Source organism: Bradyrhizobium sp. Pha-3 (assembly GCF_042258325.1).
Classification (GTDB): domain Bacteria; phylum Pseudomonadota; class Alphaproteobacteria; order Rhizobiales; family Xanthobacteraceae; genus Bradyrhizobium; species Bradyrhizobium elkanii.
This window is the reverse complement of record NZ_CP170151.1, coordinates 9198999-9224478: the sequence shown is the minus strand read 5'-3', so window position 1 is coordinate 9224478 and position 25480 is coordinate 9198999. Positions and strand designations below refer to the sequence as shown.

Genomic DNA, 25480 nt, shown 5'->3' with positions numbered 1-25480 from the left:
CATGGATCAGGTGCGGGCTCCGCAACCTTAGGGGACCTGAGGCTAATAACCCGTAAACTACGGTACTGGAGGAGGGACGTTGGCTGTGTACCAGATGCGGAAGCTGGTCAGCGCCGGATGCGCCAGCGACCGCTCGAGATAGGTCCAGATCCGCGGCTGGTGCTTGAGATATTGCGGCTTGCCGTCGCGGCGGTTGAGCCGCGCAAAGGTGCCGAGCAGGCGGGTGTTGCGCTGCGCCGACATGATCGCATAGAGCTCGGCGAAGCCGGCCGGATCGAAGCCTTCATCGGTCGCGCGCCGCGCCTTGATGTAGCGGGTCAAGAGCGACAGCTCGAGCTGCTCCGGCACATCGATCCGCGCGTCCTGCAGCAGCGACACCACGTCATAGGCCGCGGGGCCGAGCAGCGCGTCCTGGAAGTCGATGACGCCGACGCGCAGGATGCCGGTGCGTTCGGCAAGCCAGATGATGTTCGGCGAATGGAAGTCGCGGATCACCCAGGTCCGCGGCGCGGCTGCGGGCTTCTCCAGCAGGCCGCGCCACATCCCGAGAAACTCGGCGCGAAGCTCCTCGCTCGGCTGCACGCCGCGGTCGGGCAGGTACCATTCCAGCATCAGCCCGATCTCGATCAGCCAGGCGTCGATGTCGAACACCGGGATGTCGTAGTTCTCGTCCGGCGTCAGCGGCAGCGTGTCCGGCAGCACTTCACGATGCAGCGCCGCCAGCATGTCGACGGCGGCCTCGTAACGCTCGGCGATCGGCTGCGGTGGATCGCCATCGATGATGCCTTCGGCGCCGAAATCCTCGGTGATGAGGAAGCCGAATTCGAGGTCGGTGTGACGGATCGCGGGCGCGGAGAAGCCATGCTTGCGCAGGCCGTTTCCGATCGCGACGAACGGCCTGACGTCTTCGGCGAGATGCACCGCTGCGCTGTAGGACTGGCCGCTGTAGATCGCCGGGCCGTCGGGACGGCGCGGCGAGTTCATCAGGATGACGGTGCTGTCGTCGTTGCGCAGCCGCGCATAGGAGCGCGTCGAGGCGTCGCCCGGCATGCGTTCGCGCCGGGCATTGAGAAAGCCCGCGCGATCGAGGAACTGGCGCAGCTCGTTGAGCCGCGCGACCTTCGCCGCGCCCTTGCCGTGGCCGGTGATCTCGGCAGCGCGCGCCGCCGATCCGAGCGCCGGGCGATGGCTGAACGCGATGTCGATGCGGTCGGCGGGCATCGCGTCGGGCGCGCGTTCCGGCCACTCGATCAGCGCCACGATGTCGTCGGGCAGCGGCGACAGCCCGATCTCCTCGAGCTCGCCGGCGTCGTTGATGCGGTAGAGGTCGGCATGAACAAGCGGAAACGACGGCAGCTCGTAGCTCTGCGCCAGCGTGAAGGTCGGGCTCGGTACCTCCAGCGCATCGTCGGCGGCGAGGTAACGGATCAGCGCGCGCGCGGCTGTGGTCTTGCCGGCGCCGAGGTCGCCGGACAGCGTAATGACGTCGCCGGCGCCGATCAGGAGCGCGAGGTCGGCCATTAGCTCCGCTGTCGCGGTCTCGTTCGCGAGCGCCACCGAGAATGTCGAGGTCGCCGTCATTCAGCAGCGTTGCGATGTGCGGTCTGGTCGATCGGGAAGTCGCAGGTCACGGTCGTGCCGCGGCCTACGGTCGAATCGACCCGCACCCGTCCGCCATGCAGTTCGACAAAGGAGCGGACCAGCGACAGGCCAAGCCCCGCGCCGCGATGCCGCGAGCCGTGCGAATGGCTCTCGAACCAGTTGAACACCTTGTCGCGCATCTCGGCCGGAATGCCGGGACCGGCGTCGGTCACCGCAAACACCACGCTGTGCTCGGTGCGGTGCGCGCTGATCGTGACGGTGGCGTCATGCGGCGAGAAGCCGACCGCGTTGGCGAGCAGATTATACAGCACCTGCACCACGCGCCGCTCGTCGCCGACGAAGGCGCCGATGTCGGGCTCGATATCGACCTTGAGGGTGATGCGGTCGGTCGCGAGGCGATCCTGGATGCCTTCGGCGGCGGCCTCGATCGCCTGGCCGATATTGACCGGACCGAGCTCGAGCTTCATCGCACCGGCGTCGATGGTGGCGAGATCGAGAATGTTGTTGGTCAGCGCCAGCAGCGCGTTGGTCGATTTGGTGACATAGTCGAGATATTCGGCCTGCTTCGGCGTCAGCGGTCCGGTCGAGGGATCGCTGAGGAAATGCGCGAAGCCGATGATGGTGGTGAGCGGTGCGCGCAGCTCGTAGGAGACATGGTGGACGAAATCGACCTTCATCTGGTCGGCGGCTTCCAGCGCCTCGTTGCGCTCGCGCAGCGCCCGCTCGACATTTTCGGTGTCGGTGATGTCCTGGAAGGCGAGCAGGGTCTTGCCGTCGGGCAGCGGGATGGTCATGCAATTCAGCACGCTGCCGTCCTTGCGCTCGAGCTTGAGCGCGACCTGGGCGCGGTTCTCGATCGCGGTGATCTGCTCGCGCAGCGTGCGCCAGGTCAGGGCGTCGTCGAACAGCGGCCGGCACAGCGCTTCGACCGCCTCGATGTGCGGTTCGCCCTGCAGCGCGTCGGCTGGCAGCTTCCACATCTTGGCGAAGGGCGGGTTGAACAGTTCCGCGCGGCCGTTGCTGCCGAACACCGCGACCGCTTCGCCGAGATTGTCCAGGGTCTCGCGCTGCACCCGCGTCAGGCGGTCGTAGCGGCGCGCGAGGTCGAGGCTCTCGGTGACGTTGTCGAACAGATAGGTGACGCCGCCCTCGAGGTTCGGCGTGGTGACCACGCTGATGGCGCGGCCGTCGGGCAGGAACCAAGTAAAGGTCTCGGATTCGACCGCGCGATAGGCCTCGTGCAGCTTGGCCTTCCAGGCGCGGAAATCCGGCTGCTCGGGCAGCTTGCGGTTGGCGCGCAGCCGGTCCAGCACGCTGGAATCGTCGGGGTTGCCGTCGAGGAAGGCCTGGTCCAGCCCCCACAGCCGCCGATAGGACTCGTTGTAGAAGGTGAGCCGCCGGTCGGCATCGAATACCGCGACGCCCGACGACAATTGGTCGAGGGTGCGCCGGTGCGCCTCGACCATCCGCGCGATCGCCGCGCGCAGCGCCGCAGCTTCGCTGGCGTCGATCGCGATGCCGGCGCTGCCGCCGCCTAGCTTGAGCGCCTGCACGTCGTAGATCCGCCGCTCGCCGCTGACCACGATCGGCAGCCGTGCGGCGTAACTGGCGTTGTCGTTCAGCGCGCGGGTCAGCTCGCCGCGCTGGTCGCTTTCGAGCAGTTCGAGATTGCGCTGTAGCGCGTCCGACACGCTCTTGCCCTCGGTGGCGCGGACATAGGCCGCGTTGGCGTAGCGCAGATTGCCCTCGAGGCTCTTGGCCCAGATCGGCCATGGCGCGGCGGCGGCGAAATCGCGCAGCAGCTCGGTCTCCTCCTGCAGCGTCTTGTAGCGCAGGTTGGACTCGGCGAGCTCGCGGCGCAGGCCGCCGAGCTCGCGGATCCGCACGATGGCCTGGCCGCCGATCGCGCGGCCCATCGCCTCGATGGCGCGGCCGGCCGATGTCGAGAGGTTGAGCAGGAACGCCTCGCCCTTCTCGCGCAGCGCGTCGACGGCGCGGTCCATCTGCAGCGCCGGCTCGGGCGGCAGCCAAGTTCCGAAGGCGAGGACGCGTTGCGGCGATCCTTCCTGCGACATCACCAGCGAGATGTCGCCCGAGATCTGTGGCCGGTTGTCGCCCGCGGCCCAGGAGATCAGGACCTGCGGCTCGACGAACAGCAGCGCGCGCAGCCGGTCCGATTGCGCCTGCAGGTCCGTGATCTCGGACTGCAACTGCTCCTCGGCCCTCGTCGCGCGCACGCGGGTGCGCATCAAGAGGATCGCGGCGACGGCCGAGAAGCCGACAAGCGCAAGCGACGTCGCGAGGACCGCGACCTCCTGGTGATTGAAGCCGAAATGATCCGACATCGCCTGGGCGACCGGGCTTTCGGCGGCAAACGCTGTGCGAGCCGGCAGCAGCGCGGTGATGGCGAGCCCAATCATGCCGTCGCGCGCCAGTGAGGTGCATGACAGCAGGGTTCGACGCATTGCCGCGACTACGCCCGACATATGTTGCCCCAGAACGCACAAACCCCAGGCATGATCCGGAAAAGAGGAGACCGGTGTTCCCTCACGGCAAACGTACAACGTTTGTCCGCCGATCATGCCCAAGCAGGACCAGTCAGCCCGACGAAGACCCCCCGTCGCGCTCGAATCAAAACAGAATAGTCCCAACGGGACTCGGCGAGTAAGAGTCCAGACCGTGAACGCAGAATCCCCTGTGAAAAAATGCCGCCGGGTGGCGTGGATTTTACGCGAATTGACTCCGTAGTCGTGCGGAGAGCGCACGAAGCGTGATCTCCCGGAGCTCGTCCGCACACTTCTCCGACGCTCTCTAGCGTCCGGTCGAGCCGAAGCCGCCGCTGCCGCGGCCGGTCGCCGACAGCACGTCGACCGGAACCAGCTCGGCCCGCGTGACCGGCGCGATCACCATCTGCGCGATGCGCTCGCCGCGCCGGATCGAAAACACCTCATGGCCGTGATTGATCAGCAGCACGTTGATCTCGCCGCGATAGTCGGCGTCGATCGTGCCGGGCGAGTTCAGCACCGTGACGCCGTATTTGGCGGCAAGGCCGGAGCGCGGCCGCACCTGGGCCTCGTAGCCCGGCGGCAGCGCGATCGTCAGTCCGGTCGGAACCATCTCGTAGCGGCCCGGCAGAAGCAGCAGCGGCGCTGACTGTGGCACCGCCGCAAGCAAATCGAGGCCGGCGGCGTCGGCGGTCTGATAGATCGGCAGCAGGAGATCGGCGCCGTGCGGCAATTGGTGGACTTCGACCTTGATGGTGGCGCTCACGATGCGGTTCCTACGGCTCTGGCGATGCGCGACACCAGCGCGGTCGCGACTTCCTCCTTGGTCATGACCGGCCAGGAGTCGACGGTGACGTCCTTGCCCTCGCGCGAGAGCAGGTGAACGGTGTTGCGGTCGCCGCCCATCACGCCGGTCGCCGGCGAGACGTCGTTGGCGACGATCCAGTCGCAGCCCTTGCGCGCGAACTTCGCCTTGGCATTCTCGATCAGGTGCTCGGTCTCGGCGGCGAAGCCGATCACCAGCGGCGGCCGCTGCTCCTTCAGCTTGGAAATTGTCGCGAGGATGTCGGGGTTCTCGACCAGCTGCAGCGGCGGCATGCCGGCCGCGGTCTTCTTCAGCTTCTGGCTGCCCTCGGTGGCGACCCGCCAGTCGGCGACCGCGGCGGCGAAGATCGCGACGTCGACCGGCAGCGCGGCCTCGACCCGGTGCAGCATGTCGCGCGCGGACTCGACGCGCATCACCGAGATGCCCTGGGGGTCGTCGAGCTCGACCGGGCCGGTCACCAGCACCACCTCGGCACCGGCGACGCGCGCGGCGGCGGCAATGGCAAAGCCCTGCTTGCCGGACGAGCGGTTGGCGATGTAGCGGACCGGATCGATCGCCTCATGGGTCGGTCCCGCGGTGATCAGCACCCGCTTGCCGGCCAGCGGACGCGGCTGTGGCGGACGCAGCATGCGGTCGGCGGCTGCGGCGATCTCGGTCGGCTCGGCCATCCGGCCGACGCCGGCTTCGCCGGCTTCCGCCATCTCTCCGGCGTTGGGGCCGACGGTATGGACGCCGTCGCGGCGGAGCTGCAGCACGTTGCGGCGGGTGGCCGGATTGTTCCACATCAGCGGGTTCATCGCCGGCGCCAGCAGGATCGGCCGGTTGGCCGCCAGCAAGGTGGCGGTGGCGAGATCGTCAGCGTGGCCCTGCGCCATCTTGGCCATCAGGTCGGCGGTCGCCGGCGCCACCACGATCAGGTCGCAGTCCCGGGCCAGGCGGATATGGCCGGCGTCGAATTCGCTCTCGGCGTCGAACAGGTCGGTGTAGACGCGCTCATGCGACAGCGCGCTGGCGGCGAGCGGGGTGACGAATTGCTGGGCCGCCTTGGTCAGCACGCAGCGGACCTGGATGTGCCGTTCCTTAAGCCGCCGGATCAGATCCAGCGCCTTGTAGGCCGCAATCCCCCCGCCGATGATCAGGGTGACGCGCGGCTCGCCGGCCGCGCTGGCGGCCCTTGGAGCAGGGGCTGCCACTGTCGCGGAACCCGGGCCGGGCGCCTCGGCAGGCTCCGGTCCGCCGTCCGCGAGCTCCCTGAGGATCACCCGGACCTCCTCCTCGACCGAGCGGCCGTTTTTGGCGGAGCGCAGCCGCAGATAGGCCTTCAGCGTGTCGTCGAGTTTGCGGACGGTCAGGCTGGCCATGGCGTGCCCTCAAAGCATGGTCCGGAAAAGCGCGAAGCGGCTCTCCGAGAAAGGTCATGCAAAATGATAGCGATGCTAGCACATGATGCATGCATTGCAATCAATGGGCGCGGATGGCGAAGAAGATCCCGATCAGGGCGGCGGCAATGACCCATAGGCCGATCGTCTGGATCCGCTCCTTGCGGGCTTCGGCGCGGGCCATTTCGTCGATCGTGTCCGACGACAGCATGTGGCCCTCCCGGGTCATGGTCTCCAGCTGCTCGAGCACCGTGATGGCGCGGCTGGCGATCGTCGGCAGGTTGGAGATGACGCGGCCGAGCTCGCCCGCGCCCGACATCGCGCCCTGGATGCGGCCGATCGGGCCGAGATTATGCGCGATCCATTCGCGCACCACGGGATCTGCGATCTTCCAGATGTCGAGCTTCGGGTCGAAGCCGCGCGCCACGCCCTCGACCACCACCATGGTCTTCTGCAGCAGGATCAGCTCGGGGCGCGTCTGCATGTCGAACAGGCCGGTGACCTCGAGCAGAAGCGTGAGCAGCTTCGCCATCGAGATTTCCTCGGCGGTGCGGTTGTGGATCGGCTCGCCGATGGCGCGGATCGCTTGCGCGAAATTCTCCACCGAATGGTGGCCCGGCACGTAGCCGGCCTCGAAATGCACCTCGGCGACGCGGCGATAGTCGCGGGTGATGAAGCCGAGCAGGATCTCGGCCAGGAAGCGCCGCTCCTTCAGCCCGAGCCGTCCCATGATGCCGAAATCGACCGCGACCAGCCGGCCGGCCTCGTCGAGGAACAAATTGCCGGGATGCATGTCGGCATGGAAGAAGCCGTCGCGCAGCGCGTGCCGCAGGAAGCTCTGGATCACCTTGCGGCCGAGATCGGGCAGGTCGACCTTGGCCTGCGCCAGCCGGACGTGATCGTTCAGCGCGATGCCGTCGATCCACTCCATCGTCAGCACGCTGTGCGCGGTGCGATCCCAATCCACCGCGGGGACGCGGAAGTCCGGATCGTCGCGGGTGTTCTCGGCCATCTCGGACAGCGCGGCTGCCTCGAGCCGCAGGTCCATCTCCATCGCGACCGAGCGCGACATCGTGTTGATGACCTCGATCAGCCTCAAGCGCCGCGCCTCGGCGGAATGCGCCTCGGCCTTGTGCGCGACAAAGAAGAAGTCGCTGAGGTCGCGGCGGAAGCGCGCGGCGACATTGGGCCGGAGCACCTTGACCGCCACCTGCTGCCGGACGCCGTCGCGCTCGACTTCGGCGCGATGCACCTGCGCGATCGAGGCTGCGGCAACCGCAGGGCCCAGATGCACAAAGGCCTGCGACAGCGGCCGTTCCAGCGATTGCGTGATGACGGCTTCGGCCGCTTCCTGCGCAAATGGCGGCAGCCGGTCCTGCAGGGCTTCGAGATCGAGCGCCATCGTCACGCCGACCACGTCGGGCCGGGTGGCGAGGAATTGCCCGAGCTTGAGATAGGCCGGTCCGAGCCGCGTCAGTGCGCGCGACAGCCGCGGACCTGACTTGGCCGAGCGGCGCTCGATCAGCCGCGCCAGCTTCAGCGCGAGCTGCCCGGGCGGCGGCACCAGCGCGGGATCGACGACGCCGAACACGCCCTCGCGCGCAAACACGAAACCGGCGCGGGCGAGGCGCGTGATGTGGGTCAGTGCAGAGATCACAAACGCCAGCCCGAATGCAGCGCCACGATGCCGCCGGAGAGGCTCTGCCACTTCACGCGGGCAAAGCCGGCGGCGCCGATCATCTCGGCGAACGCGTTCGGCCGCGGGAATTTGCGGATCGACTCGACGAGATATTGATAGGACTCGGCGTCACCGGTGACGGCGCGGCCGAGCGGCGGGATCACCTTGAAGGAAAACAGATCGTAGATCTTGTCGAGGCCGGGCACGTCGACGGTGGAGAATTCCAGGCACAGGAAGCGGCTGCCGGGCTTGAGCACGCGATAGGCCTCGCGCAGCGCGAGGTCGATCTGCGGCACGTTGCGGATGCCGAACGCAATGGTGTAGGCGTCGAACGCGCGGTCGGCGAAGCCCAGCGCTTCGGCGTTGCCCTCGACGAACGACACGCGGTCATCGAGGTGCTGCTTCGCGGCACGCTCGCGGCCGACGGCGAGCATGTCGGTATTGATGTCGCAGACCGTGGCATGAAAGCCCGCGCCCGCGGTCTTGGCGGCCCGGAATGCGATGTCGCCGGTGCCGCCGGCGACGTCGAGCAGCGCGAACGGCCGGTCGCCCTTCGGCGGGTCGAGCGTCGTGATCATGACGTCCTTCCAGGCCCGGTGCAGGCCTGCCGACATCAGGTCGTTCATCAGGTCGTAGCGGGACGCCACGCTGTGAAACACGTCGTTCACCAGCGTCTGCTTCTCGCCCAGGGGCACGTCCCTGAAGCCGAAATGGGTGGTTTGATCCGGCCGATCCATCACTCAGAACTCTTACCCTTTTTGGTCGCGTTTTCTTCGCTCGAAAACGCTCCAGCCAGACCATAGCGCGGCGGCCGCAATGGCGCTATCACGTCACTTCCAAAAGGTGAATGCCTGCTATGCCGGAATTACCCGAAGTCGAGACCGTCCGCCGCGGCCTGCAGCCGGCCATGGAGGGGTCCAAGATCCTCAAAGCCGAGGCCCGCCGCAAGGATTTGCGGTTTCCGTTTCAAAAAGACTTTATCGCCCGGCTCGAGGGCCGGACCATCACGGGGCTCGGCCGCCGTGCCAAATATCTGATGGCGGACCTGAACTCCGGCGACGTGCTGCTGATGCATCTGGGCATGTCGGGCTCGTTCCGCGTGCTGAAGGGCGAAGGCGCGGCGGCGCCGGGACAATTCCACCATCCGCGCAGCGAGGATCGCGCGCATGATCACGTCGTGTTCCACATGTCGTCGGGCGCGGCCGTCGTCTTCAACGATCCGCGGCGCTTCGGCTACATGAAGATCATCGCGCGCAACGCGATCGAGGATGAGCCGCTGCTGAAAGGGCTCGGTCCCGAGCCGCTCGGCAACGAGTTCGACGCGGCGATGCTGGCGCGCTCCTCCCACAACAAGAAGACCAGCCTGAAGGCCGCGCTGCTCGATCAGCGCGTGGTGGCGGGACTTGGCAACATCTATGTCTGCGAGGCGCTGTTTCGTTCGCATCTGTCGCCGCGGCGATTGGCCGCGACGCTTGCAACGAAGAAGGCGGAGCCCACCGACCACGCCAGGCGATTGGTCGACGCGATCCATTCGGTGCTCAACCAGGCGATCAAGGCCGGCGGCTCCTCGATCAGCGACCATCGATTGACCAATGGCGATCTCGGCTATTTCCAGCATTCGTTCCAGGTCTACGACCGCGAGGGCGAGACGTGCCACACGTCGGGCTGCGAGGGTATCGTCAGGCGCTTCACCCAGAACGGCCGTTCGACGTTCTGGTGCCCGAAGTGTCAGAAGTAACATGTTCGAGACCCCGCGCATCGAGACCCAGCGCCTGATCCTGCGGCCGCTTGCGCTGTCGGATGCCGCCGCGATCCAGCGTCACTTCAACAATTGGAATGTGATCAAAAATCTCGCAACAGTCGTGCCGTGGCCATATCCCGGCGACGGTGCGGAAAGTTTTATCAGGCGGGAGCTGAGCAAGATCGCGGCCGGCGAGGAAAGCTATCAATGGGTGCTGGTGTTGCGTGCCGGCGATGGCGAGGCGGTCGGCAAGATCAATTTCCGGCCGCGCGCCGACGGCCGCAAGGGCAATCGCGGGTTCTGGCTCGCCGAGCCGTACTGGAATCAGGGCCTCATGACGGAGGCGATCGCGGCGGTGAATGACTTCGCCTTCCTGACGCTCGGCCTTGCCAGCTTCCATGTCTGCAACGCCCAGTCCAACGTCGCCTCGCGCCGGGTCAAGCAGAAGACCGGCGCCGAATTCGTCGGCTTCGTCGAGCTTCCGCACCACAACGGCGAATCCAGAGCGGAGAGGTGGAAGGTTACGCGCGAGACCTGGCTGCGCGATCGACGCTGACATCGCTTTTGCGAATGCGGCCATGACGAATGCGATAGCTTGACCGCGCATGCGAGGCTGGCGAACATAGGTCCCATCGCTCCATCAAGAACGAGAACACAATGGCGATGAACGGCATGTCGATGAATGGCGCCTGGCGCGACCGCGCCGCGACTCGTTTTCAATGCGAGAAGCAACCGGCCACCAGCAGCCGCGGCATGGTGGTGAGCAATCATCCGCTGGCATCGAGCGCGGGCGCCGAGATGTTAGCTGCCGGCGGCAACGCGATCGATGCGGCGATCGCCACCTTGTTCACGCTGACCGTGGTCGAGCCGATGATGGTCGGCATCATCGGCGGCGGCATGGCGCATATTCGCCTCGCCGACGGCAGCCATCGCTTCATCGATGGCCAAAGCACGGTGCCGCAGGCGGTAAAGCCGGATACCTACACCTCGAAGCCCGGTTCGGCGCACGACGTGTTCGACACCGTCGGCAACGAGAATTTGAACGGGCCGAAGGCGGTCGCGGTGCCGGGCTCGCTGAAGGCCTGGTGCGAAACGCTGCGCCGCTTCGGCACCATGAGCCTTGCCGACGTGATACAGCCGGCGATCAAGCACGCCGCGCGCGGCTATGCGGCGACGCCCTATTTGCACGAATGCATCACCGACGGCGCCGAGGAGATGCTGAAGGACAAGCCGATCTCGGCGCTCTATCTGCCTGATGGCACCCCGCTGAAGCCCGGCGAGCGCGTGGTGCAGGCGGAATATGCTGAGACGCTGAAATACATCGCCGATCATGGCGACAACGCACTCTACCAGGGACCGCTCGGCGACATCCTGGTTGACTACATGAAGAAGAACGGCGGCTTCATCGCACAACAGGATCTCGCGACCTACAAGACCGTCGAGCGGCAGCCGATCCGCTGCGACTACCGCGGCTGGGAAATCCTCGGGCCCCCGCCGCCGGCGGCGTCAGGCGTGCACATCACGCAGATGCTCAATATCCTCGAAGGCTATGACATCGCGCGCCTCGGCTTCGGCACGGTCGAGACCATCCACTATCTCGCCGAGGTGCTGAAGATCGCCTTTGCCGACCGCGCGGCCGCGAGCGGCGATCCCGCCTATATCAACGTGCCGGTGGAACGGCTGACCTCGAAGGCCTATGCCGAGGAGCGCCGCCGCGCGATCGATCCCACCGCTGCACAAGTCTGGAGCGCCGGTGTCACCCAGCTCGAAAGCGCGCACACCACGCACATGACCGCGGCGGATGCGATGGGCAATGTGGTCGCGACCACCCAGACCATCAACAATCTGTTCGGTGCCAAGATCCTGATCCCGGGCCTCGGCACCGTGCCGAACAACTACATGAACCTGTTCGATCCGCGGCCGGGACACGCGCTGTCGCTGGCCGCCGGCAAGCGCGTCACCACCTCGATGTCGCCGATGATGGCACTGCGCGACGGCAAGCTCGCTTACGCGCTCGGCCTGCCCGGCGGCAAGCGCATCTTCCCGAGCGCGATGCAGGCGCTGATCAATCTGATCGACCACGGCATGAGCCTGCAGGAGGCGGTCGAGGCGCCACGGGTCTGGACCGAGGGCAATGCGCTGGAGGTCGAGCAGGCGGTGCCGGAGGCCGTCCGCGCCGCGCTATCGGCCAAGGGTCACAAGGTGCAAGTCGTGCCGACGGTGGCCGGCGGCATGAACGCGATCCAGTTTCACGCCGACGGCACGATGTCGGGCGCAGCCTGCTGGCGCGCCGACGGCACCCCGGTCGGCATTGCCGGCGGTCTCGCCCGCGCCGGGGTGCGGTTTGCGTTGAGGTGACGCCGACTACGCTGTTTGACCGGGTGAACCGAGAACCATCCTCAACGTCGTCCTGGCGAAAGCCAGGACCCATTACCCCCAATCTCATTGCTGTGCGACGCCGGGGCCGCGATCCGGTTTCATCGCTGAATGCGGTGGTTATGGGGTCCTGGCTTTCGCCAGGACGACGTATGGGAAGAGCCATGGCTAATCACAGGAGTCTCTTGCATACCCGGTCGTCCTCATGCGTGGGCGATGACAGCATCCTACTTCCTGACGCAGATCACGCGGACAACGGCGGCCTTGGCGTCGGCCGAGTCGCCCGACGCGGTGACGCCATGCGCCTTCAGGAAGCTGCGCACCGTGTCGGCCGGCACCAGCGCGGCTTGCGCCGGCGGCGCCGCGTTTGCGGGGCCTGCAACGATGACGGGTTTCAGCGTCGCGATGCCGGCAAACCTGCCGCCACTATCGGTCGCCGCTGCGCCGGAGAACCCGAGCGCAGGCGCCGGTGACAGCGCCTGATCGCCGCCGCCGATCTATGCGACCGAAGCCTTCACGCTGCTCGCGGCCGCGCCGCCGCCCTGGTTCTGCGGATCGGCGATGCCGGTGATGTCGAGCGCGGTCTGCGTCGCCTGGCCTGCGATGTTGAGTGGCTTCAGCCCCCGCGCACCATAGATGCGCAGCAGCGCGAGATCGTGATCCCTGTCCTCGGCGACCCGATCGGCATTGCCGTAGCCCGGGATCGTCAGCGCGATGCAGTCGTCGGTCGCCACGCGATCGGTCACGGTGGCGCCGTCGTCGCTGACCACGACGCCGGTGGCATATTCGACGGTCTTGCGCGGCGGCGGACCGGCCTGCACGGCGGCCGGAAATGCATTGAAGGCACTCGACATCGCGATCACCACCGGCTCGATGGTGGTCTGCATCGCCTGGTCATAGAGGATGGTGAGGATGCGGACCTCGTCGCCCTTCAAGGTGCCGCGCAGATAGAACTTCTTCAGCCCCTGCATGCCCGACAGCACGAAGAAATCCGGCTTCACCACGGTGTAGTCGATGGTGCGGCCGGCCGGCTCCTTCTTTTCCTGCTCGGCAAGCTTTGCGGTGGTCGGACTTGCTTCCTTGCGGCGGGTCAGCAGCACCTGGACGGTGCCGGTCGGCGAGGTCCATTTGGCCCCGGAAGCGTCGCTGGAGAGCTGCGGTACCAGCTTGGTGGGAATGCCGAGCCGCGCCCCGGTGGCCGGCTCGGTGACGATCCGCCAGCCGACACTTTCCTGCTTCCGCCGCGCAGTGTCGGCGAGCACGCCGCGCTCCTGCGGGTTCAGCACGCCGGTCGGCTTGCCGCCGCGCTTCTTCTGGAATTCCTTGATCGCATCGACCATGCGCTCGCTGACGTCGCCCGTAATGGCGCCGTTATATTCGCCGACCCAGGCGAGGTCGGATTGCAGCGCCAGCCGCTCGGCCTGCGCCATCGCGCCAGCGGTATCCTTCGGCTTCTGCAGCGCGGGGCGGATCGGCACCGTCGTCACGGTCTTCGGCTTGGTCCCGGCCGTCGAGGGCGGCGTCATCTGGGCCTGCGCCATGCCCGTGGCAGCGGCCATCAATGTTGCCGAAAGCACCGATCTCATGACAAATCCGGGGGGAATGACTGACACCATTGACGTCCAGGCAATTAAGCACATCTGCTTGGTCGGCAACAACCGCGCTCCGGTTCAGGGAGCGCGTCAACCCTCATCCTGAGGAGCGGCGAGAGCCGCGTCTCGAAGGATGAGGCCACGGACCGGGCCTCATGGTTCGAGACGCGCGTGCCGCGCTCCTCACCATGAGGGTCACGGGTAGGATAGATGAAACAATGCTGAGTGCCGACGAACTTGAACGCTATGCCCGCCACATCGTGCTGCGCGAGGTGGGCGGCCCCGGCCAGAATGCGCTGAAAGAAGCGTCGGTGCTGGTGATCGGCGCCGGCGGCCTCGGCGCGCCGGTGCTGATGTATCTGGCCGCCGCCGGCGTGGGCCGGCTCGGCGTGATCGATGACGATATCGTCTCGCTCTCCAACCTGCAGCGCCAGATCATCCATGCGACGTCTGACATCGGCAAGCGCAAGGTCGACAGCGCGGCGGCGCAGATCCATGCGCTCAATCCGCATGTGACGTTCGAGGCGCATCCGATGCGGCTCACCGCCGACAATGCGATGGCGCTGATCGCGCGTTACGATCTCGTGCTCGACGGCTCCGACAATTTCGAGACCCGCTATCTCGTCGCCGATGCCTGCTTCCTCGCGAAGCGGCCGCTGATCACGGCGGCGCTGGGCCAGTTCGATGGTTCGCTGACCACGATCCGCGCGCACGAGAAGAATGCGGACGGCCTGTTCAATCCGACCTATCGCTGCCTGTTTCCGGAGGCGCCGCCGCCGGGCACGGTGCCGGCCTGCGCCGAGGCCGGCGTGATGGGCGCGCTCGCCGGCGTCCTGGGATCGATGATGGCGCTGGAGGCGATCCGCGAGATCGTCGGCTTCGGCGAGGGCCTGGTCGGCCGGCTCCTGATGGTGGATGCGCGCGCGATGCGGTTCGAAACCCTGCGCTACGCGCGCGATCCGCAGAACCCGCTCAATGGCGATGGGCCTGTCATCGCCGACCTCGGCGCCCATCGCACCTGATTGCCCCCGTTACCTGGTGGCCGGCTTCTCGCTGTCGAGATGCGCCATCTGCTCGGCCGTATAGCGCGTGCCGGCCGCGATATCCGGCGGGAAGGCTTTCGCCAGTGCCGCGAGATGAGCTTGCGTCAGCGTCAGCCCGGTCGCGCCGAGCGCTTCGGTGAGACGGTTGGGGGTGCGGGCGCCGACCAGCGGCACGATCTCCTTGCCCTGCGCCGCGACCCAGGCGATCGCGACCTGCGCCGGCGTTGCTCCGATCTCGGCGGCAATGGCGCGCAACTGCTCCACCAGCGCGAGATTGGCATCGAGGTTCGCGCCCTGGAAGCGCGGCGTCATCAGCCGGTAATCCCTGCCGACCTTGCCGGACTCCTTCGACCAGTGGCCGCTGATCAGTCCGCGCGCCAGCACGCCGTAGGCTGTGATGCCGATGCCAAGCTCGCGGCAGGTCGCCAGGATGTCGCGCTCGATGCCACGCTCGATCAGCGAGTATTCGATCTGGAGATCGACGATCGGATGCACGGCATGCGCACGGCGGATGGTGTCGGGGCCGACCTCGGACAGGCCGATATGTCTGATGTAGCCGGACTTCACCAGATCGGCGAGGCCGCCGATCGTCTCCTCGATCGGAACGTTGGGATCGAGACGTGCCGGGCGGTAGATGTCGATGTAGTCGGTGCCGAGACGTTGCAGCGAATAGGCGAGGAAATTCTTCGTCGCGGCCGGCCGGGTGTCCATTCCGGCGAATTCACCCGCCGGGCCGCGCAGCGCGCCGAACTTGACGCTGATCTGCAGCCGGTCGCGCGCGACGTCCTTCAGGGCTTCGCGCACCAGCATCTCGTTGTGGCCCATGGCGTAGAAGTCGCCAGTATCCAGCAGCGTGATGCCGGCATCGAGCGCCGCGTGCACCGTGGCGATGCTCTCGCCGCGATCGGCCGGGCCATAGACCTCGGACATGCCCATGCAGCCGAGGCCGAGGGCCGAGACGGCGGGCCCCGTTGAGCCGAGTTTGCGTGTGTCCATGTGGATGTTCCTCGAACGTTTGCGGCGGAAAATCCGTCGCCAAATGCCGAGGTGATATGGGCCGGTCGGGTTCGGGCGATAAGCTGGACAATCGCGAATGGCTTGTTCACTATATCGAACAATGCAGGATTTCGACCTTCGCGACCTCGACGCCTTCGTGGCGGTGGCGCGCACGCGCAATTTCCGGCGTGCCGCGCTCGAGCAGCGCGTCTCGGTCTCCAGCCTCAGCCAGCGCCTGCGCGACATGGAGGAGCGGCTCGGCGTCCGCCTGATGAACCGCACCACCCGCAGCGTCGCGCTAACGGAAGCCGGCGAACTGCTGCTCGCCCGCGTCGCGCCGGCCATGGTCAACGTCGCCGATGCGATCACCGAGGTGCGCGGCCTGCGCGCCGAGCCGTCGGGGCGGTTGCGCATCAACGCGCCGCCGCCTGCGGTCGATCTCGTGCTGGCGCCGATGATCGCGCCGTTCCTTGCCAGATATCCGCGGGTCGATCTCGACGTCGTCGCGGAGAGTGCGTTCGTCGACATCGTCGCGCAGGGCTTTGACGCCGGCGTGCGTTACGGCGAGCACCTGGCACAGGACATGGTCGCGGTCCCGCTCGGCGCGCCGCAGCGTTACGCGATCGTGGCGTCCAGTGAGTATGTCGCAAAGCACGGCCGGCCGATGCATCCGAAGGATCTGCTGGCGCACCCCTGCATCCGCAGCCGCTCCAGCAACGGCGTGATGTTCGATTGGGAGTTCGAGAAGAACGGCCGCGTGGTGAAGATTTCGCCGCCGGCCAAGCTGACCGCGACCCATCTCGGCCTTGCGTTGCGCGCGGTCCATGACGGCGTCGGCTACTGGGCGACGTTCGAGGGTTATGTCCGCTACGGCGTCAAATCCGGCGCGCTGGTCAGCGTGCTCGACGACTGGTGCCCGCCGTTCGACGGACCGTTCCTCTATTATCCGAGCCGTCGCCAGCCGCCGCCCGCGCTCGCCGCGTTCGTGTCGTTCGTCGCCGACTGGCGCAAGCAGGCGCGGCGGAAGAGATAGGTCGAGCTCTCACCACATCGTCGTCCCGGCCTTGAGCCGGGACCCATAATCACAGCTCTCACAATGACGAAGGCTGGAGCTCCAGCTCAGCGCAACCATGAACAGCGGTGGTTATGGGTCCCTGCTTTCGCAGGGACGACACCGAATGTTGGTCTCAGAGCATGCTCGGCAATCCCGTGGCCCGACGCGTGAAGTTGCCTGGTCGAGCGCCGGTCGCTCCGGCTACTTTGCATGGGGTTGTTTTCGATATTTTGGCGGTGCCGTAGCCCGGATGGAGCGAAGCATAATCCGGGGCGGTCTTGACGCGGTGATGCTGTCCCGGATTGCGCTGCGCTCCATCCGGGCTACAGGTCTCTCTTCCCCTTCCCCCTGAAAGGGGGAAGGTCGGGATGGGGGTCGGCCACACGCACCGTCGCTCGTGGAGAGAGATGATCCCCACTCGCTTTGCTCTGGCGAGCAAAGCGACCTCCCCTTTTCAAGGGGGAGGTTGGAGCTGCGTGGCGTAGATGGAGCGCGGCGTAATCCCGGCTACGAGCACTTACAGCATGCTCGGCAGCACGCGATCCGGCGGCTTGTGGGCGTCGAGGAAGGTTCGGATGTTGATGATCACCTTCTCGCCCATCTCGACGCGGCCCTCGATGGTGGCCGAGCCCATGTGGGGCAGCAGCGTGACCTTGCCGGCCCGGGCGAGCCGCACCAGCTTTGGGTTCACCGCGGGCTCGTGCTCATAGACGTCGAGGGCTGCGCCGCCGATCTCGCCGGCTTCGATCAGCTTGATCAACGTGTCCTCGTCGATCACCTCGCCGCGCGCGGTGTTGACGACATAGGCCTCCTTGCGGATCAGCTTGAGCCGCCGCGCCGAGAGCAGATGATAGGTCGCCGGCGTGTGCGGGCAGTTCACCGAGATGATGTCCATCCGCGCCAGCATCTGGTCGAGGCTTTCCCAATAGGTCGCCCCGAGCTCTTCGGCGATCATAGGCGCCACCGGGCGGCGGTTGTGATAGTGGATCTGCAGGCCGAAGGCGCGGGCACGGCGCGCCACGGCCTGGCCGATGCGGCCCATGCCGACGATGCCGAGCCTCTTTCCACCGATGCGGTGGCCGAGCATCCAGGTCGGCGACCAGCCCGCCCAGTGCTGCTTGCCTTCGGTCAGGATCGAGGCGCCCTCGATCATGCGGCGCGGCACCGCAAGGATCAGCGCCATGGTCATGTCGGCGGTGTCCTCGGTCAGCACCTTCGGGGTGTTGGTCACCGTGATGCCGCGCGCATGCGCCGCGGCGACGTCGATATTGTCGACGCCGTTGCCGAAATTGGCGATCATCTTCAGCTTGCAGTCGGGCTGATTGATCACGTCCTCGCGGACCATGTCGGTCACGGTCGGCACCAGCACGTCGGCGGTTCGTGCCGCCTCGGCGATCTGCTCCGGCGTCATCGGCGTGTCGTCGAGATTCAATCTGGCGTCGAACAGCTCGCGCATCCGGGTCTCGATCGAGTCCGGCAGCTTGCGGGTGACGACGACGAGAGGCTTTTTCTTCACCGACATGTCCTACTTTCATGGGGCGCGCGGCGTGCCAAAAAACAAACCGTTCAGGCCTCATTAACCCGGTTGTTCGACACTGCTGATAGCCGCGCTGTCCCGGCGTTTCCTTCGCGTTTCCTAGGGTTCCCCGATACTTGCCCCGGCTTTTCGCCAAGGCGAAACAACGGGAAATTCGGGTGTTCTGGCTCTCAGGCGTTCCGTCCTCTCTAGCAGAAGGCCGGGCCAAGACAAGAACCCCCCGGACTTGCAGTGCGGGAGCGAACGGGCGCAGGCGCAGGGGGCCTTCGGGCGTGGTTGGGGTTGCAGTTCGCCGAATGCGGGTTGGGCATCTCGGCAGGAGACGAGTTGATGGTGGCGTTCTGGCGTTTCAGTTCATTGGTGGCGCTGGTCGGAAGCATGCTGAGTGCGTCGGTCATGCCCGGACATTCCGCCAAGGATTTGAGCCCCACCACCAGCGGCCTGCCGATCCCGCGCTATGTCAGCCTGAAGTCGGATCACGTGAACGTCCGGGCCGGCCCGACCAAGGACAATGACGTCGCCTGGGTCTACACGCGGTCGGGGCTGCCGGTCGAAATCACCGCCGAGTTCGAGAACTGGCGCCGGGTGCGCGATTCCGAGGGCGCCGAAGGCTGGGTCTATCATTCCCTGCTGTCCGGCCGCCGCACCGCCGTCGTCACCATGAAGAACAAGGACGATCTGGCCTCACTGTACGATCGTCCCGATGCCACCAGCGCCGTCGCGGCGCGCCTGCAGGCCGGCGTCGTCGCGCAGGTGAAGAAATGCGCCAACAACTGGTGCCGGGTCACCGGCAACGGGTTCGACGGCTGGATCGAGCAGCAGCGCCTCTGGGGTGTCTACGCCGACGAGAAGGTGGACTGAGGTTTGTCGTCCCTGCGAAAGCAGGGACCCATACCGCGTGATTTATCGTTGGCGCGCGGTAGGAGACGCCTTTAGCCAGCAACCAAGATTTGTGGTTATGGGTCCCTGCTTTCGCAGGGACGACAGAACTCAGCGCTTCTTGCGCAACCGCACAACCATGTCGACGCGGGAGATCTCGTAGCCTTCGGGCACGTCGGGCATTTTCGACAGCACGAGGTTCGGGTCGGGAATGTCGACCAGCTCGTGGTTGTGCTCGAGATAGAAGTGGTGATGCGTCGACACGTTGGTGTCGAAATAGGTTTTCGTGCCGTCGACGCTGACCTGGCGCAGCAGGCCGGCATCGGTCAACTGGTTCAGGGTGTTGTAGACGGTCGCCAGCGACACCGGAACCTTGGCCAGCGTGGCTTCCTCGTACAGCATTTCAGCGGTCAGGTGGCGGGCACCCTTACCGAACAGCAGCCAGCCCAGCGCCATGCGCTGGCGGGTCGGCCGCAGACCGGCAGACTGCAACATTTCGTTGACGTCATGCCACGGACAGCCGGTCAGGGCAGGGTGGTGCCCAGCGCCCCGGGCAGCCGGGTGCACGGCATCATCATTCACAGCCGGTACTTCCTCGTTCATATCCACTCTATGCACCCAACTCAGGCAATATTCCTCATAAATATAAAAAGGATGCCTATCAGATGCAAGTTTTTCGCAACTAGAACGAATCCAAGCTGCGGTAGAAACCCAAGGAGAAGCGGTCATTTATCATCGGAATGCCGCTTTGCCGCCCAGTTAGCCGTATGTTAGAGAGCGCGCGGACCACATATGCGCTTTCGGCAGAGATAACAGGCCGTAGCGTACCCAGGTAGCGCCAAGATGCGGGACGGGTTATTCCGGTTCCCGTGGGTAGATCAAGGTCCGACCAAGCAAAGCGCTTCATCGGGACATCAGAGGTGGAAAGAGGATGCTGGATCGGCGCGGCGGTTACGAATACGAGGATTTGCTGGCTTGCGGGCGGGGCGAGCTTTTCGGTCCCGGCAACGCCCAGTTGCCGCTGCCGCCGATGCTGATGTTCGATCGCATCAGCGAGATTTCGGAAAATAGCGGCGAGTACGGCAAGGGGCTGGTGCGCGCCGAGCTCGAAGTGAAGCCGGATCTCTGGTTCTTCGGCTGTCATTTCAAGAACGATCCGGTGATGCCGGGCTGCCTCGGCCTCGATGCCATGTGGCAAATGGTCGGCTTTTACCTCGGCTGGATCGGTGGCGAAGGTCGTGGCCGCGCGCTCGGCCTCGGCGAGCTGAAGTTCTCCGGACAGGTCCTGCCGCACGCGCGCAAGGTTGTGTACAACATCGATATCAAGCGCGTGATGCGGTCAAAGCTCGTGCTTGGAATTGCCGATGGGTGGCTTTCCATGGACGACGAGATTATCTATCGCGCCAAGGACTTGAAGGTCGGTTTGTTCAAGCAGGGCACGGCGCCATCTTGAGCAGGATCATCATGCGGCAACATAAAGGCAGGGCGAGGCGAACATGAGGCGGGTTGTCATCACGGGGATGGGAATTGTCTCGTCCATCGGTAACAACACCCAGGAAGTGCTTGCGAGCCTCTACGAGGCGAAGTCGGGCATTTCGCGCGCGGAGAAGGCCGCCGAACTCGGCTTCCGTTCGCAGGTGCACGGTGCGCCGACACTCAATCCTGCCGAGGTGATCGATCGCCGCGCGATGCGGTTCCTTGCCGAAGGTGCGGCGTGGAATCACGTTGCGATGGAACAGGCGATCCGCGACTCCGGCCTCGAGGAGAATGAAGTTTCCAACATCCGCACCGGCATCATCATGGGATCCGGTGGACCGTCGACGCGCACGCTGGTGGAGGCCGCCGACATCGCGCGCGCCAAGGGCCCGAAGCGCGTCGGTCCGTTCGCGGTGCCGAAGGGCATGTCCTCGACCGCGTCGGCGACGCTCGCGACCTGGTTCAAGATCAAGGGCGTGAACTATTCGATCTCGTCGGCCTGCGCGACGTCGAACCACTGCATCGGCAACGCCTATGAGACGATCCAGATCGGCAAGCAGGATGTCATCTTCGCCGGCGGCTGCGAGGAACTCGACTGGACGCTGTCGGTGCTGTTCGACGCCATGGGCGCGATGTCCTCGAAATACAACGACACGCCCGCCACAGCCTCGCGTCCCTACGATCTCAACCGCGACGGCTTCGTCATCGCCGGCGGCGCGGGTGTCGTGGTGCTGGAAGAGCTCGAGCGCGCCAAGGCGCGCGGCGCCAGGATCTATGCCGAGGTCGTCGGCTACGGCGCGACCTCCGACGGCTACGACATGGTGGCGCCGTCGGGCGAGGGCGCCGAGCGCTGCATGCGCATGGCGATGTCGACGGTGAACACGCCGGTCGATTACATCAATCCGCATGCCACTTCGACGCCCGCCGGCGATCCGCCGGAGATCGAGGCGATCCGCAAGGTGTTCGGCACCGGCGACAAGTGCCCGCCGATCTCGGCCACCAAGGCGCTGACCGGCCACTCGCTCGGCGCCACCGGCGTGCAGGAAGCGATCTATTCGCTGCTGATGCTGAACAACGGCTTCATCTGCGAGAGCGCGCATATCACCGAACTCGATCCGGTGTTTGCCGACATGCCGATCGTGCGCAAGCGCATCGACAACGTCAAGCTCAACACCGTGCTGTCGAACTCGTTCGGCTTCGGCGGCACCAACGCCACGCTGGTGTTCAGGCGGCTTGACGCGTGATTTCGCCTCTCCTCGCTTGCCGAGGGAGGTCCGCAGGCAGCGAATGGGAACAGTGCAACGATCCGGAATGGGGTGGGAATGATTATTGAACCGCGCGTGCGAGGCTTCATCTGCACGACGGCACATCCCGTCGGCTGCGCCACGAATGTCCGCGAACAGATCGCCTATGTTCTGAAGCAGGGCCCGGTCGCCGACTGCCCGAAACGGGTTGCCGTGCTCGGCTGCTCGACGGGGTATGGCCTCGCGAGCCGCATCGTCGCGACCTTCGCCGGCGGCGCTGACACCATCGGAGTGTCGCTGGAGCGCGAGCCGTCGGAAAAGAGAAGCGCCAGCGCCGGCTGGTACAACAACCGCGCCTTCGAGATCGAGGCCCAGAAGATCGGACGCTCGCCGCTCACGCTCGAAGGCGACGCCTTCTCCGACGAGCTGAAGGCGACCTTCATCGAGCGCGTGCGTGAGAAATTCGGACAGCTCGATCTGCTGGTCTACAGCATGGCGGCTCCGGTCCGGACCGATCCCGACACCGGCAAGACCTATCGTTCGGTGATCAAGCCGCTGGGCGCCCCGGTCGAGATCAAGACGCTCGACACCGAGACCGGTGAGGTGTTCCAGACGACGCTCGAGCCGGCGAGCGAGGAACAAACTGCGGCCACCGTCGCGGTGATGGGCGGCGACGACTGGAAGCGCTGGATCGATCAACTCGCGGATGCCGGCGTTTTGGCGCCGGGCTTCCAGACGCTCAACTACACCTATATCGGCAGCGAGCTGACCTGGCCGATCTACTGGAACGGCACGCTCGGCCGCGCCAAGGTCGATCTCGACAGCAAGGCAGAAGCGATCCGCGGCCGGCTCGGACCTGACGCGGCGCGCGTCGTCGCGCTGAAGGCCGTGGTCACCCAGGCGAGCTCGGCCATTCCGGTGGTGCCGCTCTATGGCACCGTGCTGTTCAAGGTGATGAAGCAGCTCGGTCTCCATGAAGGCTGCATCGAGCAGATCGACCGCCTGTTCCGGACGAAGCTCGGTAAGGGCGTCGCGCTCGATGACGCGCAGCGCGTCAGGGTCGACGACTGGGAGCTTTCGCCCGAAGTGCAGACGGAAGTGTCGCGGCGCTGGCCGCTGCTCACCACCGAGACGCTCGGCGAACTGGCCGATCTCGGCGAGTACAAGAGCCAGTTTTTGCGCCTGTTCGGCTTCGGCATCGACGGCGTCGACTACACACAGGACGTCGATCCCCGCGTCGTGCCGGGTTAAGCCGTTCGGAAAACTGCGTGAGCGGTTACAGACCGGCCTTCTCCTTCCCCCTGAAAGGGGGAAGGTCGGGATAGGGGTCAGCCGCAGGCGATGCCGCTAGCTAGCGGAGAGAGATGATCCCCACCCGCTTTGCCCTGGCGAGCAAAGCGACCTCCCCTTTCCAAGTGGAGGTTAGTAGCCCGGATGGAGCGAAGCGTAATCCGGGAGAGCTCTTTCTACGTCAGCGACTTTTCCCGGATTTCTCTTCGCTCCATCCGGGCTACAAGATCCGACGCTCACCCCGCCGCGATCTTCTCTGCGCGCTGGAACGCGGGCCGGGCCACGCAGCGGTCGATATAGGCCTCGAACGATGGCCGCTGCGGCACCATCTTGAACACGCGCACCGCAAAGTTCAGTCCCGCGCCGATCGCGATGTCGGCGGCGGAGAATTGATCGCCGAGGATCCACGGCCCCTTCTGCAATTCGGCGTCGAGCACGTCGAACACCTGCGCGGCGCTGCCCCATGCAGCGGTGCTGGTCGGCACCTCGAGCTTGGTGAAGAGCTGGATCAGCGCCGGCTCGATGCAGCTCGGCGAGAAGAACAGCCACTGCAGATAGCGCGCCCGCTTCGGGTCCGTCGCTGCCGGCGCGAGTTTGGTCTCGGGATAGCGGTCGGCGACATAGGCGCAGATCGCGGCGGCCTCGGCGAGCTGCGCGTCGCCGTCGGTCAACGCCGGCACCTTGCCCATCGGGTTGATCTTGAGAAACTCCGGCGATTTCTGCGCGCCGGTGCTGATGTCGGTCAGCACCCGCTCGTATGGCAGGCCGGATTCCTCCAGCAGCCAGATGGCGGAGAACGAGCGCGAGCGCGGCGACCAGTACAGCTTGATCATGGCTTAGCCTAAAATATGCGGTTTGTTCTCGTCCACCGATAGTGCTTCATCATGAAGCCGGTGACCGGATTGGGCGCTTCCTTCTCGAACACAAAGCCTTCGCGCTCGTACCAGCGCCAGGCCTTCTCGTTCTCGCGGACGCATTTCAGCCGGATCTCGTCGGGCATCTGCCGGCGCGTGAAGGCAAGCAGGTGACGTCCCAGGCTCCGGCCCTGATAGGCGGGGACGACCATCAGCTGGTCGAGCAGCAAGGTCGGCAGGTGCAGCGCCAGCATGGCGGCGATGCTGCCGCGATCGTCGGCGACGAACAGGCTCCAGCCACCCGCGATCTCGCGCGGCAGGCGGCCACGCAGATCGTTCAACAGACTGTCGCTGGCTTGCGAGAGCCCGGTCGAGGCCCAGCTCGCCATCCAGGCGCGCGCGATCGCATCATGTTCGTCGGAGCGTGCGGCGCGGATGGTCGGCGGCGTCATCGTCGATCCTCATGGCGTTCGACACCGGCGGTGCGACGCTGTGGATACATAAAGGTGAAAGCCCCACGAAGCGATCGCGGAGCTTTCGAAGGTAACGCAGTTCCTCGCGACCGGCGAGCCCGGCGGTTCACACGCCGAGCGTCCCGGCCTTCGCCGCCGCATAGCGCTCGGCCACGGCCTTCCAGTTCACCGTATTCCACCACGCCTTGAGATAGTCGGGGCGGCGGTTCTGGTAGGTCAGATAATAGGCGTGCTCCCAGACATCGTTGCCGAGCAGCGCGCGCTTGCCGTCCATGATCGGATTGTCCTGGTTCGGCCGCGTCTCGATCGCGAGATTGCCATCCTTGGTGACGGTGACGAACACCCAGCCGGAGCCAAACACGCGCCCGCCGGCGGCGTTGAAATCGGTCTGGAATTTCTCCATGCCGCCGAGGTCGCGATCGATCGCGGCGAGCACCTCGCCGTCCGCCTTGCCGCCGTTCGGTCCCATGATCTGCCAGAACATGGTGTGGTTGGCGTGGCCGCCCATGTTGTTGCGCACGCCGGTGCGGATCGCGTCCGGCACGCTGCCGAGATTGGCGAGCACTTCCACCACCGGCTTCTCGGCGATCTGCGGATTGTCCTTGGCGAAATTGTTGAGATTGGTGACGTAGGCCTGATGATGCCGGTCGTGATGGATCTCCATCGTCTTGGCATCGATATGCGGCTCCAGCGCATTGGTGGGATAGGTCAGCGGATCGATCTTGAATGGTCCGGCCGGGGCCTGCGCCGTGGCCTGCGCGAACGCAGCGCGCGACGAGGCGGCGGCCGCAGCGATGCCGCCTGCTGCGATGATCAAATGGCGTCGGGACATCGAGGACATCGTGGTTCTCCGTGCTAGGAAAGCATCCTGATGTTAGGCCCGAGTTGTGAACGGGTTCCAACAAATCCCGATCACAATGCCGGGTCAAAACCGCG

Annotated in this window: 21 protein-coding genes and 1 pseudogene; 9 read left to right on the top strand and 13 right to left on the bottom strand. The window is 65.8% G+C overall.

Features of this window, described 5'->3' with window-relative positions; translation table 11 throughout:
* Positions 1 to 57: 57 nt before the first annotated feature.
* From tsaE to ubiE, 6 genes are all read right to left on the bottom strand, one after another.
* On the bottom strand, positions 58 to 1581 hold the full coding sequence (gene tsaE, locus ACE10X_RS43950) for a tRNA (adenosine(37)-N6)-threonylcarbamoyltransferase complex ATPase subunit type 1 TsaE (protein ID WP_038382627.1): 1524 nt from the start codon (positions 1579 to 1581) through the stop codon (positions 58 to 60).
* Positions 1578 to 4088 (bottom strand): PAS domain-containing sensor histidine kinase, encoded by a 2511-nt coding sequence (locus tag ACE10X_RS43945; protein WP_038382626.1) that lies wholly within the window; start codon positions 4086 to 4088, stop codon positions 1578 to 1580. Before ACE10X_RS43945 ends, tsaE begins: the two co-directional genes overlap by 4 nt.
* Before the next feature lie 325 nt (positions 4089 to 4413).
* The gene (gene dut, locus ACE10X_RS43940; RefSeq protein WP_028341688.1) at positions 4414 to 4872 is read right to left on the bottom strand and encodes a dUTP diphosphatase; all 459 of its coding nucleotides are present in this window, start codon (positions 4870 to 4872) and stop codon (positions 4414 to 4416) included.
* Positions 4869 to 6293, bottom strand: a complete 1425-nt coding sequence (gene coaBC / locus ACE10X_RS43935) for a bifunctional phosphopantothenoylcysteine decarboxylase/phosphopantothenate--cysteine ligase CoaBC (protein ID WP_038382618.1) — start codon at positions 6291 to 6293, stop codon at positions 4869 to 4871. The genes dut and coaBC overlap by 4 nt, the downstream gene beginning before the upstream one ends.
* A gap of 100 nt (positions 6294 to 6393) precedes the next feature.
* Entirely contained in the window at positions 6394 to 7968 is a 1575-nt protein-coding gene (ubiB, locus tag ACE10X_RS43930) for a 2-polyprenylphenol 6-hydroxylase (protein ID WP_038382617.1), read from the bottom strand.
* Complete coding sequence (ubiE, locus tag ACE10X_RS43925; RefSeq protein ID WP_016844705.1) at positions 7965 to 8726, bottom strand: bifunctional demethylmenaquinone methyltransferase/2-methoxy-6-polyprenyl-1,4-benzoquinol methylase UbiE; 762 nt, start codon at positions 8724 to 8726, stop codon at positions 7965 to 7967. Before ubiE ends, ubiB begins: the two co-directional genes overlap by 4 nt.
* A 119-nt stretch (positions 8727 to 8845) precedes the next feature.
* Here ubiE and mutM point away from each other — a divergent pair, with 119 nt between their 5' ends.
* From mutM to ggt, 3 genes are all read left to right on the top strand, one after another.
* The gene (gene mutM, locus ACE10X_RS43920; protein WP_375763875.1) at positions 8846 to 9727 is read left to right on the top strand and encodes a bifunctional DNA-formamidopyrimidine glycosylase/DNA-(apurinic or apyrimidinic site) lyase; all 882 of its coding nucleotides are present in this window, start codon (positions 8846 to 8848) and stop codon (positions 9725 to 9727) included.
* Between the two features lies 1 nt (position 9728).
* Positions 9729 to 10286 carry a GNAT family N-acetyltransferase gene (locus ACE10X_RS43915; RefSeq protein WP_375763874.1) on the top strand — a complete coding sequence of 186 codons (558 nt, stop codon included), beginning with the start codon at positions 9729 to 9731 and terminating at the stop codon, positions 10284 to 10286.
* Between the two features lie 122 nt (positions 10287 to 10408).
* Positions 10409 to 12088 (top strand): gamma-glutamyltransferase, encoded by a 1680-nt coding sequence (gene ggt, locus ACE10X_RS43910; RefSeq protein WP_375764663.1) that lies wholly within the window; start codon positions 10409 to 10411, stop codon positions 12086 to 12088.
* Between the two features lie 245 nt (positions 12089 to 12333).
* On the opposite strand, the pseudogene ACE10X_RS43905 reads toward ggt, so the two are convergent.
* Positions 12334 to 13692: pseudogene (locus ACE10X_RS43905) on the bottom strand (peptidoglycan-binding protein).
* A 224-nt stretch (positions 13693 to 13916) separates the two neighbouring features.
* Between ACE10X_RS43905 and ACE10X_RS43900 the strand changes: the two are divergent.
* Positions 13917 to 14720, top strand: coding sequence for a molybdopterin-synthase adenylyltransferase MoeB (locus tag ACE10X_RS43900; RefSeq protein WP_038382614.1), 804 nt, complete (start codon positions 13917 to 13919; stop codon positions 14718 to 14720).
* Between the two features lie 9 nt (positions 14721 to 14729).
* On the opposite strand, the gene ACE10X_RS43895 is transcribed toward ACE10X_RS43900, so the two are convergent.
* On the bottom strand, positions 14730 to 15737 hold the full coding sequence (locus tag ACE10X_RS43895; RefSeq protein ID WP_038382613.1) for an aldo/keto reductase: 1008 nt from the start codon (positions 15735 to 15737) through the stop codon (positions 14730 to 14732).
* A gap of 121 nt (positions 15738 to 15858) precedes the next feature.
* On the opposite strand from ACE10X_RS43895, the gene ACE10X_RS43890 reads away from it, so the two are divergent.
* Positions 15859 to 16770, top strand: a complete 912-nt coding sequence (locus ACE10X_RS43890; RefSeq protein ID WP_375764662.1) for a LysR family transcriptional regulator — start codon at positions 15859 to 15861, stop codon at positions 16768 to 16770.
* Between the two features lie 538 nt (positions 16771 to 17308).
* Here ACE10X_RS43890 and ACE10X_RS43885 read toward each other — a convergent pair.
* The gene (locus ACE10X_RS43885) at positions 17309 to 18313 is read right to left on the bottom strand and encodes a D-glycerate dehydrogenase (protein WP_038382612.1); all 1005 of its coding nucleotides are present in this window, start codon (positions 18311 to 18313) and stop codon (positions 17309 to 17311) included.
* 348 nt (positions 18314 to 18661) lie between these two features.
* Here ACE10X_RS43885 and ACE10X_RS43880 point away from each other — a divergent pair, with 348 nt between their 5' ends.
* Complete coding sequence (locus ACE10X_RS43880; protein ID WP_028343923.1) at positions 18662 to 19189, top strand: SH3 domain-containing protein; 528 nt, start codon at positions 18662 to 18664, stop codon at positions 19187 to 19189.
* Between the two features lie 129 nt (positions 19190 to 19318).
* Here the strand turns inward: ACE10X_RS43880 and irrA are convergent, their stop codons facing one another.
* The gene (gene irrA / locus ACE10X_RS43875) at positions 19319 to 19810 is read right to left on the bottom strand and encodes an iron response transcriptional regulator IrrA (protein ID WP_026192029.1); all 492 of its coding nucleotides are present in this window, start codon (positions 19808 to 19810) and stop codon (positions 19319 to 19321) included.
* A 328-nt stretch (positions 19811 to 20138) separates the two neighbouring features.
* On the opposite strand from irrA, the gene fabA reads away from it, so the two are divergent.
* From fabA to fabV, 3 genes are all read left to right on the top strand, one after another.
* Entirely contained in the window at positions 20139 to 20660 is a 522-nt protein-coding gene (gene fabA / locus ACE10X_RS43870) for a bifunctional 3-hydroxydecanoyl-ACP dehydratase/trans-2-decenoyl-ACP isomerase (RefSeq protein WP_038382611.1), read from the top strand.
* A 43-nt stretch (positions 20661 to 20703) separates the two neighbouring features.
* Positions 20704 to 21927, top strand: coding sequence for a beta-ketoacyl-ACP synthase I (gene fabB, locus ACE10X_RS43865; protein WP_038382610.1), 1224 nt, complete (start codon positions 20704 to 20706; stop codon positions 21925 to 21927).
* Between the two features lie 78 nt (positions 21928 to 22005).
* Positions 22006 to 23178, top strand: a complete 1173-nt coding sequence (fabV, locus tag ACE10X_RS43860) for an enoyl-ACP reductase FabV (RefSeq protein ID WP_038382609.1) — start codon at positions 22006 to 22008, stop codon at positions 23176 to 23178.
* A gap of 275 nt (positions 23179 to 23453) precedes the next feature.
* Here the strand turns inward: fabV and ACE10X_RS43855 are convergent, their stop codons facing one another.
* The 3 genes from ACE10X_RS43855 to ACE10X_RS43845 form a co-directional block, all read right to left on the bottom strand.
* Positions 23454 to 24050 (bottom strand): glutathione S-transferase family protein, encoded by a 597-nt coding sequence (locus ACE10X_RS43855; protein WP_038382608.1) that lies wholly within the window; start codon positions 24048 to 24050, stop codon positions 23454 to 23456.
* A gap of 8 nt (positions 24051 to 24058) precedes the next feature.
* On the bottom strand, positions 24059 to 24523 hold the full coding sequence (locus tag ACE10X_RS43850) for a GNAT family N-acetyltransferase (protein ID WP_375763873.1): 465 nt from the start codon (positions 24521 to 24523) through the stop codon (positions 24059 to 24061).
* Between the two features lie 127 nt (positions 24524 to 24650).
* Positions 24651 to 25385, bottom strand: a complete 735-nt coding sequence (locus ACE10X_RS43845; RefSeq protein ID WP_038382606.1) for a superoxide dismutase — start codon at positions 25383 to 25385, stop codon at positions 24651 to 24653.
* Between the last annotated feature and the right edge of the window lie 95 nt (positions 25386 to 25480).